The organism is Oceanobacillus sp. E9, assembly GCF_001741975.1.
GTDB lineage: Bacteria > Bacillota > Bacilli > Bacillales > Amphibacillaceae > Oceanobacillus > Oceanobacillus kimchii.
Map to the genome: position 1 here is coordinate 250,268 of NZ_LSNA01000005.1, position 15,838 is coordinate 266,105.

13 protein-coding genes and 1 other annotated feature are annotated in these 15,838 nt (G+C 34.5%); of the genes, 11 read left to right on the top strand and 2 right to left on the bottom strand.

Going from position 1 to position 15,838, the window contains the following annotated elements:
- The first annotated feature begins 36 nt into the window (after positions 1-36).
- Positions 37-2,355, top strand: a complete 2,319-nt coding sequence (gene lon / locus AQ616_RS04905) for an endopeptidase La (protein ID WP_017797187.1) — start codon at positions 37-39, stop codon at positions 2,353-2,355.
- 3 nt (positions 2,356-2,358) lie between these two features.
- A complete protein-coding gene (gene yihA, locus AQ616_RS04910) occupies positions 2,359-2,946 on the top strand; it encodes a ribosome biogenesis GTP-binding protein YihA/YsxC (protein WP_017797186.1) in 588 nt (195 codons plus the stop codon).
- A gap of 479 nt (positions 2,947-3,425) precedes the next feature.
- On the opposite strand, the gene AQ616_RS04915 is transcribed toward yihA, so the two are convergent.
- Positions 3,426-3,911 carry a LiaI-LiaF-like domain-containing protein gene (locus tag AQ616_RS04915; RefSeq protein WP_017797185.1) on the bottom strand — a complete coding sequence of 162 codons (486 nt, stop codon included), beginning with the start codon at positions 3,909-3,911 and terminating at the stop codon, positions 3,426-3,428.
- 215 nt (positions 3,912-4,126) lie between these two features.
- Between AQ616_RS04915 and hemA the strand changes: the two genes are divergently transcribed.
- The 8 genes from hemA (at position 4,127) to ysxE (ending at position 12,516) form a co-directional block, all read left to right on the top strand.
- Positions 4,127-5,500, top strand: a complete 1,374-nt coding sequence (hemA, locus tag AQ616_RS04920; protein ID WP_069685203.1) for a glutamyl-tRNA reductase — start codon at positions 4,127-4,129, stop codon at positions 5,498-5,500.
- Between the two features lie 29 nt (positions 5,501-5,529).
- Positions 5,530-6,336, top strand: coding sequence for a cytochrome C assembly family protein (locus AQ616_RS04925; protein ID WP_240490468.1), 807 nt, complete (start codon positions 5,530-5,532; stop codon positions 6,334-6,336).
- An 11-nt stretch (positions 6,337-6,347) separates the two neighbouring features.
- Positions 6,348-7,277 carry a hydroxymethylbilane synthase gene (gene hemC / locus AQ616_RS04930; protein ID WP_017797182.1) on the top strand — a complete coding sequence of 310 codons (930 nt, stop codon included), beginning with the start codon at positions 6,348-6,350 and terminating at the stop codon, positions 7,275-7,277.
- Positions 7,277-8,029: a uroporphyrinogen-III synthase gene (locus AQ616_RS04935; RefSeq protein ID WP_069685204.1), complete on the top strand. Its 753-nt coding sequence runs from the start codon at positions 7,277-7,279 to the stop codon at positions 8,027-8,029. Before hemC ends, AQ616_RS04935 begins: the two co-directional genes overlap by 1 nt.
- Before the next feature lie 6 nt (positions 8,030-8,035).
- The gene (gene hemB, locus AQ616_RS04940) at positions 8,036-9,022 is read left to right on the top strand and encodes a porphobilinogen synthase (protein WP_017797180.1); all 987 of its coding nucleotides are present in this window, start codon (positions 8,036-8,038) and stop codon (positions 9,020-9,022) included.
- Between the two features lie 12 nt (positions 9,023-9,034).
- Complete coding sequence (gene hemL, locus AQ616_RS04945) at positions 9,035-10,321, top strand: glutamate-1-semialdehyde 2,1-aminomutase (RefSeq protein WP_205634382.1); 1,287 nt, start codon at positions 9,035-9,037, stop codon at positions 10,319-10,321.
- Between the two features lie 144 nt (positions 10,322-10,465).
- Complete coding sequence (spoVID, locus tag AQ616_RS04950) at positions 10,466-11,446, top strand: stage VI sporulation protein D (protein ID WP_069685206.1); 981 nt, start codon at positions 10,466-10,468, stop codon at positions 11,444-11,446.
- A 71-nt stretch (positions 11,447-11,517) separates the two neighbouring features.
- A complete protein-coding gene (gene ysxE / locus AQ616_RS04955; RefSeq protein ID WP_069685207.1) occupies positions 11,518-12,516 on the top strand; it encodes a spore coat protein YsxE in 999 nt (332 codons plus the stop codon).
- On the opposite strand, the gene AQ616_RS04960 is transcribed toward ysxE, so the two are convergent.
- On the bottom strand, positions 12,513-12,701 hold the full coding sequence (locus AQ616_RS04960) for a hypothetical protein (protein WP_017797176.1): 189 nt from the start codon (positions 12,699-12,701) through the stop codon (positions 12,513-12,515). The genes ysxE and AQ616_RS04960 overlap by 4 nt on opposite strands.
- A gap of 150 nt (positions 12,702-12,851) precedes the next feature.
- Positions 12,852-13,082: a binding site (T-box leader), on the top strand.
- 46 nt (positions 13,083-13,128) lie between these two features.
- On the opposite strand from AQ616_RS04960, the gene AQ616_RS04965 reads away from it, so the two are divergent.
- Entirely contained in the window at positions 13,129-15,780 is a 2,652-nt protein-coding gene (locus AQ616_RS04965) for a valine--tRNA ligase (protein WP_069685208.1), read from the top strand.
- Positions 15,781-15,838 lie beyond the last annotated feature (58 nt).

Sequence of the window (15,838 nt, forward strand, 5' to 3'; positions counted from 1 at the left end):
GTTTATTTTTTGATACTTAGTGGAGGTACACAATATATGACAACTGAAATTAAACAGATCCCCCTCCTGCCATTACGAGGACTGTTAGTTTTTCCTTCTATGGTTCTACATCTTGATGTGGGACGTGATAAATCAATTGCCTCTATTGAAAGGGCTATGGTAGAAGAAGAATACATATTTTTGGCAGCCCAAAAAAAGGGGAATATTGACGATCCACAACCAGAGGATATATATACGGTTGGTACAGTAGCAAAAGTTAAGCAAATGTTAAAATTACCTAATGGAACGAATCGTGTATTAGTGGAAGGTATGTACCGAGGAGAAATAATACGTCACATTGATATTGATGATGAATATCGAGTAGAAGTTCAGAAATTAGATGAAACGAAAAGTGAAAAAAATGAAATAGAAGCTTTAATGAGAACCTTACTAGACTATTTTAAACAATACGTTAAAGTATCCCGTAAAATTACCGAAGATACATTTGATACTGTAGGTGACATTGAAGAACCAGGTCGACTTGCGGATATAATAACATCTCATATTTCTTTAAAAGTACAAGAAAAACAAAAGCTCTTAGAAACACTTAGTATAAATGAGCGAATCAAAAAATTATTGAAGATTATTTCAAATGAGAAGAAAGTATTAGATATAGAAAAGAAAATAGGGCAAAGAGTAAAATCTTCTATGGAAAAAACACAAAAAGAATACTACCTAAGAGAGCAATTAAAAGCAATTCAAAAAGAATTAGGTGAAAGAGATGGTAAGGCAACAGATTTAGATCAGTTGCATTCTAAGATTGAGAAATCGGACATGCCTGATCATATTCGTAATGTAGCTTTAAAAGAATTGGGAAGATATGAAAAAGTTCCTCAATCATCTGCAGAGAGCTCAGTTATTAGAAATTATATTGAATGGCTTGTAGCTTTACCATGGCAAAACAGAACGAAAGATACTATTAATATAAATAAAGCAGAGAAAGTATTAAATACAGATCATTATGGATTGGATAAGGTTAAAGAACGAATACTGGAATATTTAGCTGTCCAAAAATTAACAAACTCCATAAAAGGGCCAATCCTATGTTTAGTTGGACCACCTGGAGTTGGGAAAACCTCCTTAGCAAATTCAATTTCGAATTCCATCAATAGAAAGTTTGTAAGAGTATCCTTAGGTGGGGTTAGAGATGAAGCGGAAATTCGTGGGCATAGAAGAACTTATATTGGTGCAATGCCAGGTAGAATTATGCAAGGAATGAAAAAAGCAGAAACTATTAACCCTGTTTTTCTTCTTGATGAGATTGATAAAATGTCAAATGATTTTCGTGGGGATCCTTCTTCGGCTATGTTAGAAGTATTAGATCCCGAGCAAAATAATACGTTTAGTGATCACTTTATAGAAGAGACGTATGATTTATCTAATGTTCTTTTTATTGCTACTGCTAATAATGTATCGAGTATCCCTGAACCTTTACTTGATAGAATGGAATTAATCTCAATTGCGGGTTATACGGAAGTGGAAAAACTTCATATTGCAAAGCGACATTTAATTCCAAAGCAGTTAAAAGAAAATGGATTAACAAAAAGCAAATTACAAATGCGGGAATCGGCATTAATGAAACTCATTCGGAGATACACTCGTGAAGCAGGAGTGAGGGGATTAGAAAGACAAATAGCGACATTATGCAGAAAAGCAGCCAAAACACTAATATCGGATACAACGAAAGAGAGAATTATTATTACGGAACATACTATAGAGGATTATTTAGGTAAACCTTATTTCCGATATGGATTAATGGAACAAGAAGATCAAATTGGTGCAGCAACTGGTCTAGCTTATACTTCTGCTGGAGGAGATATACTTTCAATTGAAGTTAGTCATTATCCTGGAAAGGGAAAATTAACACTAACTGGACAATTAGGGGATGTAATGCAAGAATCTGCTCAAGCTGCATTTAGTTATGTACGTTCAAGAACAAGTCATTTTCATATTGAACCTGATTTTTATGAAAAATATGATATTCATATTCACGTTCCAGCTGGAGCCACGCCAAAAGATGGACCATCTGCTGGGATAACAATTGCAACTGCTCTAGTAAGCTCATTAACAGGTAGAGCGATTAAAAAAGAAGTTGGAATGACTGGTGAGATCACTTTACGCGGAAGGGTTCTGCCAATTGGAGGATTAAAAGAAAAAGCATTAAGTGCTCATCGTGCTGGATTAACAACTATTATAATTCCTGAAGAAAATGAAAAGGATATTGAGAACATTCCAGAAAGTGTGCGAAATGATTTAACATTTATACCAGTGAAACATTTAGACGAAGTATTAGAACAAGCGCTCGTGGAGGAATAAAAAATGAAAGTTAATCATGCGGAAATTGTTATTAGTGCGGTAAGTAAAAAGCAGTATCCTGAAGATCATTTACCGGAGATTGCTTTAGCTGGAAGATCTAATGTCGGTAAATCATCATTTATAAATCGGCTAATCAATCGAAAAAATCTTGCTAGAACGTCTTCAAAGCCAGGTAAAACACAGACACTTAATTTTTATCGTATCAATGAGTCATTTTATTTTGTAGACGTACCGGGTTATGGCTATGCCAAAGTATCAAAAAAGGAAAGAGAAAAATGGGGACGTATGATGGAAGAATACTTCCAAACGAGAGATACGTTGAAAGCAGTAGTACTTGTAACTGATTTACGGCATGATCCTACCCAGGATGATATTCAAATGTATGATTTTATTAAATACTATGATCTTCCTGTAATTATTATTGGTACAAAGTTAGATAAGATAACAAAAAACAAGCGTAAAAAACACATTAATAGATCGAAGCAAGTATTAGATATTGATGAAACGGATATATTTATTCCTTTCTCAGCTGAAATAGGAGAAGGTAAGGATGAAGCTTGGTCAGCTTTATCTCAATATCTAAGAGGTTAAATAGCATATGAAAAGTAGTGGATACAATTATTAATTGTATCCACTACTTTTTTAATGAATAGAATTGTCGCAGATGTAATTATGATATTATGGTTCTTGTTATCGTACAAATATTAAATCTCAGTTGTAATAAGGACAACATTTTGAAACAGCTCAAGAATGCACAGATAATATTCTGCAAGTAGATAGTAAAGCTGTTGTGTTAATTAGAGCTAGTCGTCTGGCAAGATTACTTTACACTGTTGCTTTATTTAGAGATGGAAAACAATGAATGAACAATTATAAAGAAGAAACAGTTGAAACCAAATACACATAATCTATCTCATTTTAGGAATAGAATAAAAAAGGATATTCAACGTTTCAATATCCTCATGAAAAACGAACAAAAGACTTCCTTAGCCTTAGTTCGGTATTATAAAAAAGTACCAACGAAAGACGGTAACTTTTTAGGTAAAAGGTAGTCTTAACATAGGTTTGGTTTAATTTTTTGGTTTCTTCAGCATATAAAAACCTAAAATAATCAGCAATATAGGCCAAAAACGATCTAATATGTTGGTTATTGGATTCATCCAATCAGTATAATATGATAATTGATCGGAAAAAATAAGGAGCAATCCAATAATCACAATGATAATACCGGATAATAATCCTTTTTTTGTTTTAGTATAACGTACGAGTAATGCTAATCCAATTATTAATGGGAATACTCCCCAATGATCGATCCAGAAATCATAATATTTTACACCATGAAGATGAATCCCGATCCCAAATAGTAATGTTCCAGCAAATAAGTTACTATATGTACGTGTCATGTAACTATGTATGAGGACACCAATACCGATAATCATCAGTAATGTTTGCCACGAATAAAAATCAGTAAAAAAAGGTAATTTTAGTTCTCTAAATAAAAAATATACCCCTATTGCTATACATAAATATGCAAATAAGGAATGTTGCTTTTTCATATTCTATTAGCCTCCAATATTGAGTTGATTCCTTGCTATCCCGGTGCTGTTGTGTTAAAGTACAGTCGAATTGATTCTTTCCAATATATATTAACATATTGTTTCAGATTCTGTTCACATTTTAAAGATTCACGATATAATTTTACATGTTATAATAAGTATTAGGTTATAATAATATTAAAAAAGTCCGATTTAAAGATTTTGGGGGTAGTACTGTGCATATTCTAAAAGTTGGGTTTAATTACAAAACAACCCCTGTTGATATTAGGGAAAAATTTACATTCTCTGAAGAGTCATTGCAAGATGCGATGGTGAAATTGAAAAATCAAAAAAGCATATTAGAAGATGTAATTATCTCTACATGCAATCGTACGGAGATTTACGCGGTTGTAGATCAACTTCATACTGGCAGATATTATATAAAGCAGTTTTTATCTGATTGGTTTGGTATTGAAAAAGAAGAATTCTCTACTTATCTAAGAATTACAGAAGATGATGGAGCAATGGAGCATTTGTTTCGAGTATCTACTGGTTTAGATTCCATGGTACTAGGAGAAACGCAAATTCTTGGCCAAGTGAAACAAGCCTTCTTAAATTCACAACAAGTTAATACTACGGGGACCATCTTTAATGAGCTATTTAAACAAGCTATTACTTTTGGAAAGCGTGCGCATAAGGAAACGGCGATTGGAGAACACGCAGTTTCTATTAGTTATGCAGCAGTGGAATTAGCAAAGAAAATTTTTGGCGATTTGCAAGAAAAACATGTGGCTATTCTGGGCGCAGGAAAAATGGGAGAATTAGCAGCAAAAAACATCCAAGGTTCTGGTGCTACAAAAATTACTGTAGTAAATCGTACACTTGAAAATGCAGTAGAAATGGCTGAAAAGTTTAATGCAGATGTTGAGAGTATAGATCAACTTCCAATTATCCTTCAACAGGCTGATATTTTAATCAGTTCTACTGGTGCAGATTCAATTGTTGTTACAAAAGAGATGATGGAGAAAGTGCAAAAACAGCGAAAGGGTCGCGCACTTTTTCTTGTTGATATAGCAGTACCACGTGATATGGACCCTGCTATTTCTGATCTTGAAAATGTATTTTTATATGATATTGATAATTTACAGCATATTGTTGATGACAACCTTGAGACTAGAAAGCAGGCCGCTGAAAAAATTGAAATGTTAATTGAAGAAGAAATTGTTACGTTCAAGGAATGGTTAAAAACATTAGGAGTAATTCCTGTTATATCAGCATTAAGACAAAAAGCATTAACCATTCAATCAGAAACAATGCAAAGTATAGAACGTAAAATACCGAACCTTACTGATAGAGAAAGAAAGGTATTAAATAAGCATACGAAAAGTATTATTAATCAACTTTTAAAAGAACCTGTTACACAGGCGAAAGAGTTTGCAGGTAAAGACAACGCAGAAGAATCTTTACAATTATTTATAGATATATTCGGCATTGAAGACGAAGTTAAGGAAGAATTAGTTAAACAAGCAAAAAAAAATGAAACTTTAATGAAGATTGCTAAAGAAGAATCGTCTTCTTTTCCAATGATTGAAAAGATTACAACAGCCTGATCGAAAGAAAGGATACCGAGATGGTTGAAATGAAATGGCTATACGAATTATTGTTACTGCTATATAGCTTTAGTCTTATTGGATTTATGATTGATTTTATTCATACGAACCGGAAAGCGGTACGAATTGCTTTCTGGTTGCTTTCAATGGTTTGGGTTATTCAAACCGTTTTTTTCTTTTATCATGTTTTTGATGAGAAGGCGTTTCCGGTAGCTACAGTTATAGATGGTTTATATTTTTACTCATGGATATTGATTGGTTTATCTTTGGTGATTTATCTGTTATATTCTATTCGTTCTATTGTTCTATTTATTAACGGATTTGCTTATATACTAATGCTAATGTATATGACCGCTCATGCTGACACACAATTTCCAGGTGGAACAATTCAGTTTGCACAAGAAATGTTGATAGCTCATATAACATTGGCACTGATTTCATATAGTCTATTTACGATTGGATTCTTTCTATCGTGTATGTATTATATACAGTATGACCTACTTAAAAAAAAGCAGGGCTATCAGTGGATGTCTCGATTTGGTGATCTTCAAACACTAGATAAACTAACCTTTAAAATAAATCGTATTGGAGTACCCGTATTGTTAATTGCTATAATATTAGGGATTGTATGGGCTTATGTTTCTAATTGGCCATTCATATGGTTTGATATGAAAACAATCGGCTCCTTTGTCGTTTTAGTTATGTATATAATCTTTTTGTTTATGCGGGTTTTAGGCTATCGAGGAAAGGGCATAGCTTTGTATAATATTGTTTCGTTTTTGGTATTATTAATTAATTTTTTCCTATCCAGTACGTTATCAAACTTTCATTACTAGGAGGATCTTAGATGAGGAAAATTATTGTTGGCACAAGAAAAAGTAATCTTGCTTTAACTCAAACAGAATGGGTTATTGATCAGTTGAAAAAAGCTGGCGTAAAAAATGAATTTGAAATAAAGAAGATTGTTACAAAAGGAGATAGGATTCTAGATGTAACTTTATCTAAGGTTGGTGGTAAAGGTCTATTTGTTAAAGAAATAGAAAAAGCAATGTATGATAAAGAAATTGATTTTGCAGTACATAGTATGAAAGACATGCCAGCTGCAATACCAGAAGGACTTACAATATCATCCATTCCTAAACGTGAAGACCATCGTGATGCCTATCTTGCAAAAGACAATATTCTCTTGCAAGACCTTCCTGAAGGTGCCACTGTAGGTACAAGTAGTTTACGTCGTGGAGCACAGATTTTAGCAGAGCGTCCTGATTTAACTATAAAATGGATTAGAGGAAATATTGAAACTCGAATCCGTAAACTTCAAGAAGAAGATTATGATGCAATTATTCTTGCAGTTTCTGGATTGAAACGAGTAGGACTAAGTGAAGAATTAATTACAGAATACTTGGAACCAGAGGTGTGTGTTCCTGCGGTAGGACAAGGTGCACTAGCAATTGAAAGTAGAGAAGATGACAAAGAACTTACAAATATTGTTAAAAAAATTCACGATGCTTATACAGCGAAGACTGTAAGTGCAGAAAGAACGTTTCTTCATTTACTAGAAGGCGGATGCCAAGTTCCAATTGGAGGTTACGCGTATTTAGACGGGGATGAGATAGTGTTAACTGCCTTAGTAGGAACACCAGATGGAACAACAATCTTAAAAGAGACAGTTCGGGGTACAGAACCTACTGAAGTTGGTAAAGAAGCGGCAGAATTATTAATAAATCAAGGTGCAAAAGAAATCGTTGATCGGGTAAAAGAGGAGATGGATCAGTAATGAGTCACTCTCTTCGAGGAAAGAGTGTTTTGATTACTAGAGAAGAACAACAAGCAGAAGTTTTTGCTAAACAGATTGAAAGTTTCGGTGGTAAGCCAATGGTTGTTCCACTTTTGTCTATACAATATAAAAGTGATGTAAAAAGTCCGGTTTGGATGCAATTAAAAAAATATCGTTGGATTTTTTTTACTAGTTCAAATGGAGTTCACGGTTTTTTTCATTATCTACATCATTTGGGTATTAAATTTCCGTCCGATATAAAAGTTGGTATTGTAGGATCAAAAACGAAACTCGCTTTAAATGAATACGGATTGAAACCAGATTTTATTCCTTCTATATTTGATGCAGAAACAATGGCAAAAGAGTTTATAGAAAATGATCATAGAGAACAACCAATATTAATTGTCAGAGGAAATCTTTCCAGAGAGATTATTCCAAATGAATTTTCTTATCATAATATTTCCTTTGATACAATCGACGTTTATGAAACTACGTATCGTTATGAAGCAAAGCATGAATTAGAGAAGACAATTAAGAATGTAGACTTTGTTACACTAACAAGTCCTTCAACAGTAATGGCATTGATGGAGCTAGTTGAAGATATACCATCTTCATGTGATTATATTTGTATTGGAACAACTACAGAAGCGAAAGCAGAAAAATTAAAATTACCAAATCGTCATGTTCCTAGTGAATTTACTACGGATGCAATGATAGAAGTTATGATTGATTTGGTTGAGGAAAGGGTGTAACTTGATATGGAACAACTATTATCATTTAAACGGCATCGTCGTTTACGTTCATCTACGTCTATGCGTTCATTAGTACGAGAAACTCACTTAAGACCTACTGATTTTATTTATCCTATATTTGTTATTGAAGGTTCAAACATAAAAAATGAAATACCTTCAATGCCAGGAATTTATCAGTTATCCTTTGATCATTTATTAGAAGAAGTTAACGAAGCATATGAATTAGGTATACGTTCAATTATCTTGTTTGGTGTAGTATCTGATAAAGATGAGATAGGTTCGGAAGCATTTCATGATCATGGGATTATCCAAGAGGCTACACGTATGATTAAGAAAGATTTTCCAGATATATTAGTTGTAGCAGATACTTGTTTATGTGAGTACACTTCTCATGGTCACTGTGGCGTGATACAGAACCAAGATGTGGATAATGATGCTTCATTAGAATTATTAGCTAAAACCGCTGTCTCACAGGCTAAAGCTGGTGCGGATATTATTGCACCATCTAATATGATGGATGGATTTGTGGTCGTAATTCGTCAAGCTTTAGATGAAGCAGGGTTTAGTCATATTCCAATCATGTCGTATGCAGTTAAATATGCTTCTGCATTTTATGGTCCATTTAGAGACGCTGCTGATAGTACTCCTCAGTTTGGAGATCGTAAAACGTATCAAATGGATCCTGCAAATCGCTTAGAAGCTATTCGCGAGGCAAGTTCGGATGTAGAAGAAGGCGCTGATTTGTTAATAGTGAAGCCTGCGATGTCTTATCTTGATATTGTTCGTGAGGTTCGTAATAACTTTGATGTGCCAGTAGTAGCATACAATGTTAGTGGGGAATACTCCATGGTAAAAGCTGCTGCACAAAATGGATGGATTGATGAAAAAGCATTAGTAATGGAGAAACTTACATCAATGAAGCGAGCAGGATCTGATTTAATTATTTCGTATTTTGCTAAAGATGTTGCAAAATGGTTACAGGAATCAAATTAAGGAGGTATTATAATGTCACTCAATCACTCAATTGATGCGTATGAAGAAGCTGTTGATTTAATGCCAGGTGGGGTTAACTCACCAGTAAGAGCATTTAAATCTGTTGGTATGAACCCTGTTTTTATGAAAGAAGGAAAGGGTTCTAAAATAGTAGATATTGATAACAATGAATATATTGACTATGTTTTAAGCTGGGGACCACTAATTCTTGGTCACTCTGATGAGCGTGTAGTTAAAAAGCTTCAAGATATTACTGCTAAAGGAACAAGTTTTGGGGCGCCAACACTATTAGAGAATGATTTAGCTAAACTAGTAATTGATCGTGTTCCTTCAATTGAAATGGTTCGAATGGTCAACTCAGGTACAGAAGCAACGATGAGTGCTATTCGATTGGCTCGAGGATACAAGAGTAGAGATTTAATCATAAAGTTTGAAGGGAGTTATCATGGTCATGGAGACTCCCTGCTTATAAAAGCAGGATCAGGTGTGGCAACTCTTGGATTACCTGATAGCCCTGGAGTACCTGAAAATATTGCAAAGAATACTATTACTGTACCTTACAATGATACAGATAGTTTAAAATTAGCTTTTGAACATTATGGTGATCGTATTGCAGCGGTAATTATGGAGCCGGTATGTGGAAATATGGGAGTAGTTCCACCGAAAGATGGTTTCTTACAAGATGTTCGTGATATTACTGAAGAAAATGGTTCTTTATTAATTTTTGATGAAGTAATGACTGGATTTAGAGTTGGTTATCATAGTGCACAAGGTCATTATGAAGTGATACCTGATTTAACTTGTTTAGGAAAAGTAATCGGTGGTGGATTACCAGTTGGAGCTTATGGTGGTAAGCGCGAAATTATGGAACAGATTGCTCCTACAGGTCCTATATACCAAGCTGGTACACTATCAGGGAACCCATTAGCTATGACAGCAGGATATGAGACATTATCTGCTTTATCAAAAGAGTCCTATGAAGATATCAATAATAAAGTGGATAAGTTAGTGAAAGGTTTTAAAGAAGCTGCAGAGAAGTTTGATATCTCAATCCACATTAATCGAGCAGGTTCAATGGTTGGAGTATTTTTCACGGATGAAGAAGTAATTAACTTTGAGACAGCACAAACCTCAAATCTTGATTACTTTGCACAGTATTATCGTTCGATGGTTAATGAAGGCATTTTCTTGCCACCTTCTCAGTTTGAAGGGTTATTCCTCTCCACTGCTCATACTGATGAGGATATAGAAAAAACTATTAAAGCTATTCATAAAGCTTTTCAACAAATAGAAAAATAAAAATCCATATTAATTTACAAAGCAATGTATTATGAGGCGAGAACTTCATATTACATTGCTTTTTTTGCATATCCTTGTTGATGAACACATATAAATGATAAAGAAAAAGTGGCATAGGAAGCTATGTGAAGGGAGGAATAAGATTTGTCGACTGATTCCAATGCTTTTACATTTGAATTAGAAGAATCCTTGTTCTTTGAAAAAGGACAGGAAGTGGAGGAAATCAGAGGAATATCTTTGGAACCAGAGATATCTATTCATGCTTATGAAGACTATATTTTAATTCGTGGTGCGATTGAACTGCAGGGTGAATATCAAAAAGTTCCTTATACAGAAATAGAAGAAGAAACATTAGATTTTGATCAAATTCAATCCAAACGCTATGTAGAAAAAATTGAGGAAATAAACGGATTATATTTATTTTCTCACACTTTTCCAGTAGAAATTTCTGTTCCGCCATATCGAGTAGCAAATCTTGATGATGTGACAGTTCAAATTGAGTCATTTGACTATGAATTATTGGAAGAAGATCAATTAAAAGTATATGCTTCTATAGATATTGAAGGTATACAACAAGATAATAATTTAGAAGCAGAATCAGCCAGAGAAGACTCAGAAGAAGAGGATTCGTTTTCTTTTGAAATAGAACATCCAATCCAAGAAGATGCAACAGTAAATCTAGAGAGAACAGTGGAAAATAAAGATGAAAAGGAACATTCAAATGATGATGACCCTGATCGATGGAAGGTCAAGTCACAACCGCTATCAGAGTACTTTCAAAGTATCTCGGAAGTAGAAGCATCACCGGAAGAAGAAGAAGAAGAAGATGATGAGTATGTAGAAGAAACTGATTATGAAGTTAATGATGATCAGGAAGAGAAAGTTCTTGATATTCTCGATAATGAAGAGAGTCCGGAAGATGTAACCTATTTGTCTGATATATTCCGTAATGCAGAAGAAGAACAGTATACAAAAATGCGTCTTTGTATTGTTCAAGAGGATGATACAATAGAAACCATTGCACAGAGGTTTGCTATTAGTCCTTTACAATTAATCAAACATAATCAATTAGAGTCAGATTTTGAAGTGAATCAAGGTCAATTACTGTATATCCCTCCAAAATAAGGAGGTCCTGCGCAAACAAGTTTTGCGTAGGTATACATAAAAGTCAAGTGTATCGTAAGGGGGGATGATAGGTGGAGATACTAAAAGAAGTACTCGGACATTACAGCATTTATCCTTTAGAAATCGAAAAAGTTTCAAGTCGACTTTTTCGAGTACATGATGGAATGCGGGACTACGCTCTGAAGCGAAGCTATCTTAATGAAAATACCATCGAATCATGGGTTAGTATTTATCATGTTGCTAGCGAAAAAAATATCTCTGAAATCCTACCTGTTTATGTAACGAAAGACGGTTCACTTTATCAAAAACATGAACATTTTTATTATTATTTAACTCCATGGGTTGATATTCCTAGAAACATGGATATTAATTATCAGATCGAGAGTACAATGCAAACACTAGCCTTAATCCACAAAAAAACGAAGCAAACAGAACGCATTCAGATCGATAAAATTAAAAAGGACTTTGAAGGATTCCAATCATTTTGTAGAAATATTCCAGATAGTCTGAAAGAAAAAATTGTTCACTTTGAAAGCAGAAGATACATGTCACCTTTTGAATTAATTGCATGTTCTCAGTATAAAGGTGTCGTACACGTTTCTGAGTTACTTCAAAACAAAATGAATGCTATATTTGAACTGGAAGAAGAGAGTGTTTCTTGGTCAAAAAGTTTATGTCATGGAAAATTAGAACCATCACATTGCAGGGGTGGATATTTATTGAATTGGGAAGAAGCAAGTTTTGACCATCCTTCTAGTGATATTGCTAACTATTTTCAACATATTACTGGACATTATGACCAACCAATTGAAGAAATGCAGCAAGCTTTTAAGTTATATCGTAAAACGAATCATCTTACAGTAAAAGAAATGCATTTGTTAACTATAAATTTATTAAATCCCGCTCATTATATACGTGTTGTTCAAAATTATACAGAGCAAAGAACTAAAAAATCCATGTTGGAACAAACGAGAGAACTTCAACAACACTTTAGACGATTACAATTTGGTATGAAATGGGTCGATTTTATACAAGAAGAGTACGAAACGATAAATGTTGATACAAATTAAATCCATTCAAGATAAAAGGCAATTACTAATCCAATTAATAAACCAGTTAAAAGTATATCAAACGTAGTTGGAATCAGTAATGTTCGAACAAGTTGGAATACCATAATGGGTGTTACGGATACTTCAATAATAATAATACACTTTCGTGCCCAAGGCGGAAGTCGAAAACGGTAGAACCTTGCCATAACAAAAAACCTCCTAAAATTATATGAATTGTACCCACCTTTTGGTGGTCTAAAGTATACTATGTATAAATAAGCTTGTTTCGTGCCTATAATAAATAAGAGTTGACGCTACTAGAACTTCCATATAAAATAAAAATACGAATAAGCAAAATAAATGCGAAGATAGGGAGTAGTAAAGAATTAACACTTATAGAGAGGGAAATCTTGAGCTGGAAATTTCCTAAGTACATTGTTCTTGAAGTCGTCCTTGATGCAGTTTCTCTGAAAAAATCAGTAAGAGAGACCGGTATATTGACCGTTATCCAAACATGAGTGTACAAACAGTGACTGGTTTGTAAACAAAGGTGGTACCACGGAAATTATACCCTTTTCGTCCTTTTTTAAGGATGAAAAGGGTTTTTTTGCTTTATTAAAAGGAGGTTTCTAAATGGAACAGGACAAAGGGAACAAGCAATCACTTCCTCCAAAGTATAATCCTAAGGAAGTAGAACAAGGACGCTATCAATTTTGGTTAGATGGAAAGTTTTTTGAAGCAACTGGAGATCCTGATAAGGAGCCATATTCAATCGTTATTCCACCTCCAAATGTAACTGGGCGTTTACATTTAGGGCATGCATGGGATACGTCAATGCAAGATACGATTACACGAATGAAGCGTATGCAAGGATATGATGTATTATGGCTTCCTGGAATGGACCATGCTGGAATTGCCACTCAAGCAAAAGTTGAGGCAAGATTAAAAGAATCAGGCACGAATCGTTATGAATTAGGTCGTGAGAAATTTTTAGAAAAAGCATGGGAATGGAAAGAAGAATACGCTAGTTTTATTCGTTCACAATGGGAAAAACTTGGGCTAGGTCTAGATTACTCAAGAGAACGTTTTACATTAGATGAGGGATTGTCTGATGCGGTTCGAGAAGTGTTTGTTAAGTTATATGAGAAAGGGCTCATTTATCGTGGTGAATATATAATTAACTGGGATCCGTCCACGAAGACAGCTCTATCGGATATTGAAGTAATTTACGAAGAAGTTCAAGGAAAGTTTTATCATATGCGCTACCCAATTAAAGGTAGTGATGAAACTATTGAAATTGCTACAACACGCCCAGAAACGATGTTAGGAGATACAGCAGTTGCTGTTCATCCGAAAGATGAGCGGTATCAGCATCTAATCGGTAAGACAGTTATTTTGCCTATTGTCGGAAGAGAAATAGAAATTGTAGCAGACGATTATGTTGATATGGAACTTGGTTCTGGTGCAGTAAAAATAACACCTGCACATGATCCGAATGATTTTGAAATAGGTAACAGACATCAATTAGAACGTATTCTAGTGATGAATGAAGATGGATCTATGAATGAAAATGCTGGGAAATATCAAGGGTTAGATCGTTTTGAATGTCGTAAACAAATCGTAAATGATCTTCAGGAACAAGAAGTATTGTTCGAAATTGAAGAGCGTTCCCATCAGGTAGGCCATTCTGAACGTAGTGGAGCAGTAGTTGAACCTTATCTTTCAACACAGTGGTTTGTTAAAATGGATCCATTATCAAAATCAGCATTAGATATGCAAGCAGATGCCCATCAAAAAGTAAACTTTGTTCCGGATAGATTTGAACGGACTTATTTTAATTGGATGGATAATATTCGCGATTGGTGTATTTCTCGTCAATTATGGTGGGGACATCGAATTCCAGCTTGGTATCATAAAGAAACAAACGAAATATATGTAGGTAAAGAGGCACCGGCAGATATTGAAAATTGGGAACAAGACGAAGATGTGTTAGATACATGGTTCTCATCTGCGTTATGGCCATTTTCAACGATGGGATGGCCAAATGAAGATTCTGCTGATTTAAAACGTTACTTCCCTACGAATGTATTAGTAACAGGTTATGACATTATTTTCTTCTGGGTAGCGAGAATGATTTTCCAATCCAAAGAATTCATGGATGAAAAACCATTTGAAGATACGTTATTACACGGACTTATTCGTGATGCAGATGGGAGAAAAATGAGTAAGTCGCTTGGAAATGGAGTAGACCCGATGGATGTAATTGAGAAGTACGGAGCAGATTCGTTACGTTATTTCTTAATGACAGGGTCAACACCAGGGCAAGATTTACGTTTCCACTGGGAAAAAGTTGAGTCTACATGGAACTTTGCAAATAAAGTATGGAATGCATCACGTTTTTCTATCATGAACTTGGAAGGCTTCACTTATGAAGATATTGATTTAACGGGAAATCTATCTCTCCCAGATCGATGGATTCTAGCAAGATTGAATGAAACCATTGAACAAGTTACAAGAAACTCAAACAAGTATGAATTTGGCGAAGCTGGTCGACATTTATACAACTTTATTTGGGATGAATTTTGTGATTGGTATATAGAAATGGCAAAATTATCACTCTACGGAGAAGATGAAGACAAGAAAAAGACAACTCGTTCTGTTCTTGCTCACGTGCTTGATCAAACGATGCGTATGTTGCATCCGTTTATGCCTTTTATTACAGAAGAAATCTGGCAACAGTTGCCTCATGAGGGACCGTCGATTACAGTTAGTAAGTGGCCAGAGGTTAATGCTGAATTTGAGGATTCTCAAGCAGTACAAGAGATGCAACGCTTAGTATCCATTATTCGTTCGGTACGTAATAGTCGTGCAGAAGTAGATACTCCAATGTCGAAGCAAATTAAAATGCTTATAAAAACAGAAAATGAACTATTAACTACGGAGTTGGAGAAAAATAGAGATTATTTAGAGCGTTTTTGCAATCCGAGTGAATTGTCTATATCCACAGATATAGAAGCTCCCGATAAAGCAATGACCTCAGTAGTAACAGGAGCAGAAATATTCCTTCCGCTAGAAGGACTAATTGATTTTGAGAAAGAAATTAAACGATTAGAAAATGAGCTTATAAAATGGACGAAAGAAGTGGAACGAGTACAGAAAAAACTATCTAACCAAGGTTTTGTAAGTAAAGCACCAGAAGCCGTGGTAGAAGAAGAAAAACGAAAAGAGAAAGATTATTTAGATAAACAAGCAAAAGTGAAGACACGTTTATCTGAACTGAAATAGTAAGATATCGGCGCAAGCGCAGTACGTATATCGTTTAGTTATTTAGTTATCCACAGCA

Coding starts and splice junctions, on each gene's coding strand:
- AQ616_RS04925 (WP_240490468.1), top strand. CDS start 5,530: ATGAAATGGCTATACGAATTATTGTTACTGCTATATAGCTTTAGTCTT.
- hemC (WP_017797182.1), top strand. CDS start 6,348: ATGAGGAAAATTATTGTTGGCACAAGAAAAAGTAATCTTGCTTTAACT.
- AQ616_RS04965 (WP_069685208.1), top strand. CDS start 13,129: ATGGAACAGGACAAAGGGAACAAGCAATCACTTCCTCCAAAGTATAAT.
- AQ616_RS04935 (WP_069685204.1), top strand. CDS start 7,277: ATGAGTCACTCTCTTCGAGGAAAGAGTGTTTTGATTACTAGAGAAGAA.
- yihA (WP_017797186.1), top strand. CDS start 2,359: ATGAAAGTTAATCATGCGGAAATTGTTATTAGTGCGGTAAGTAAAAAG.
- AQ616_RS04960 (WP_017797176.1), bottom strand. CDS start 12,701: ATGGCAAGGTTCTACCGTTTTCGACTTCCGCCTTGGGCACGAAAGTGT.
- AQ616_RS04915 (WP_017797185.1), bottom strand. CDS start 3,911: ATGAAAAAGCAACATTCCTTATTTGCATATTTATGTATAGCAATAGGG.
- hemB (WP_017797180.1), top strand. CDS start 8,036: ATGGAACAACTATTATCATTTAAACGGCATCGTCGTTTACGTTCATCT.
- lon (WP_017797187.1), top strand. CDS start 37: ATGACAACTGAAATTAAACAGATCCCCCTCCTGCCATTACGAGGACTG.
- hemL (WP_205634382.1), top strand. CDS start 9,035: ATGTCACTCAATCACTCAATTGATGCGTATGAAGAAGCTGTTGATTTA.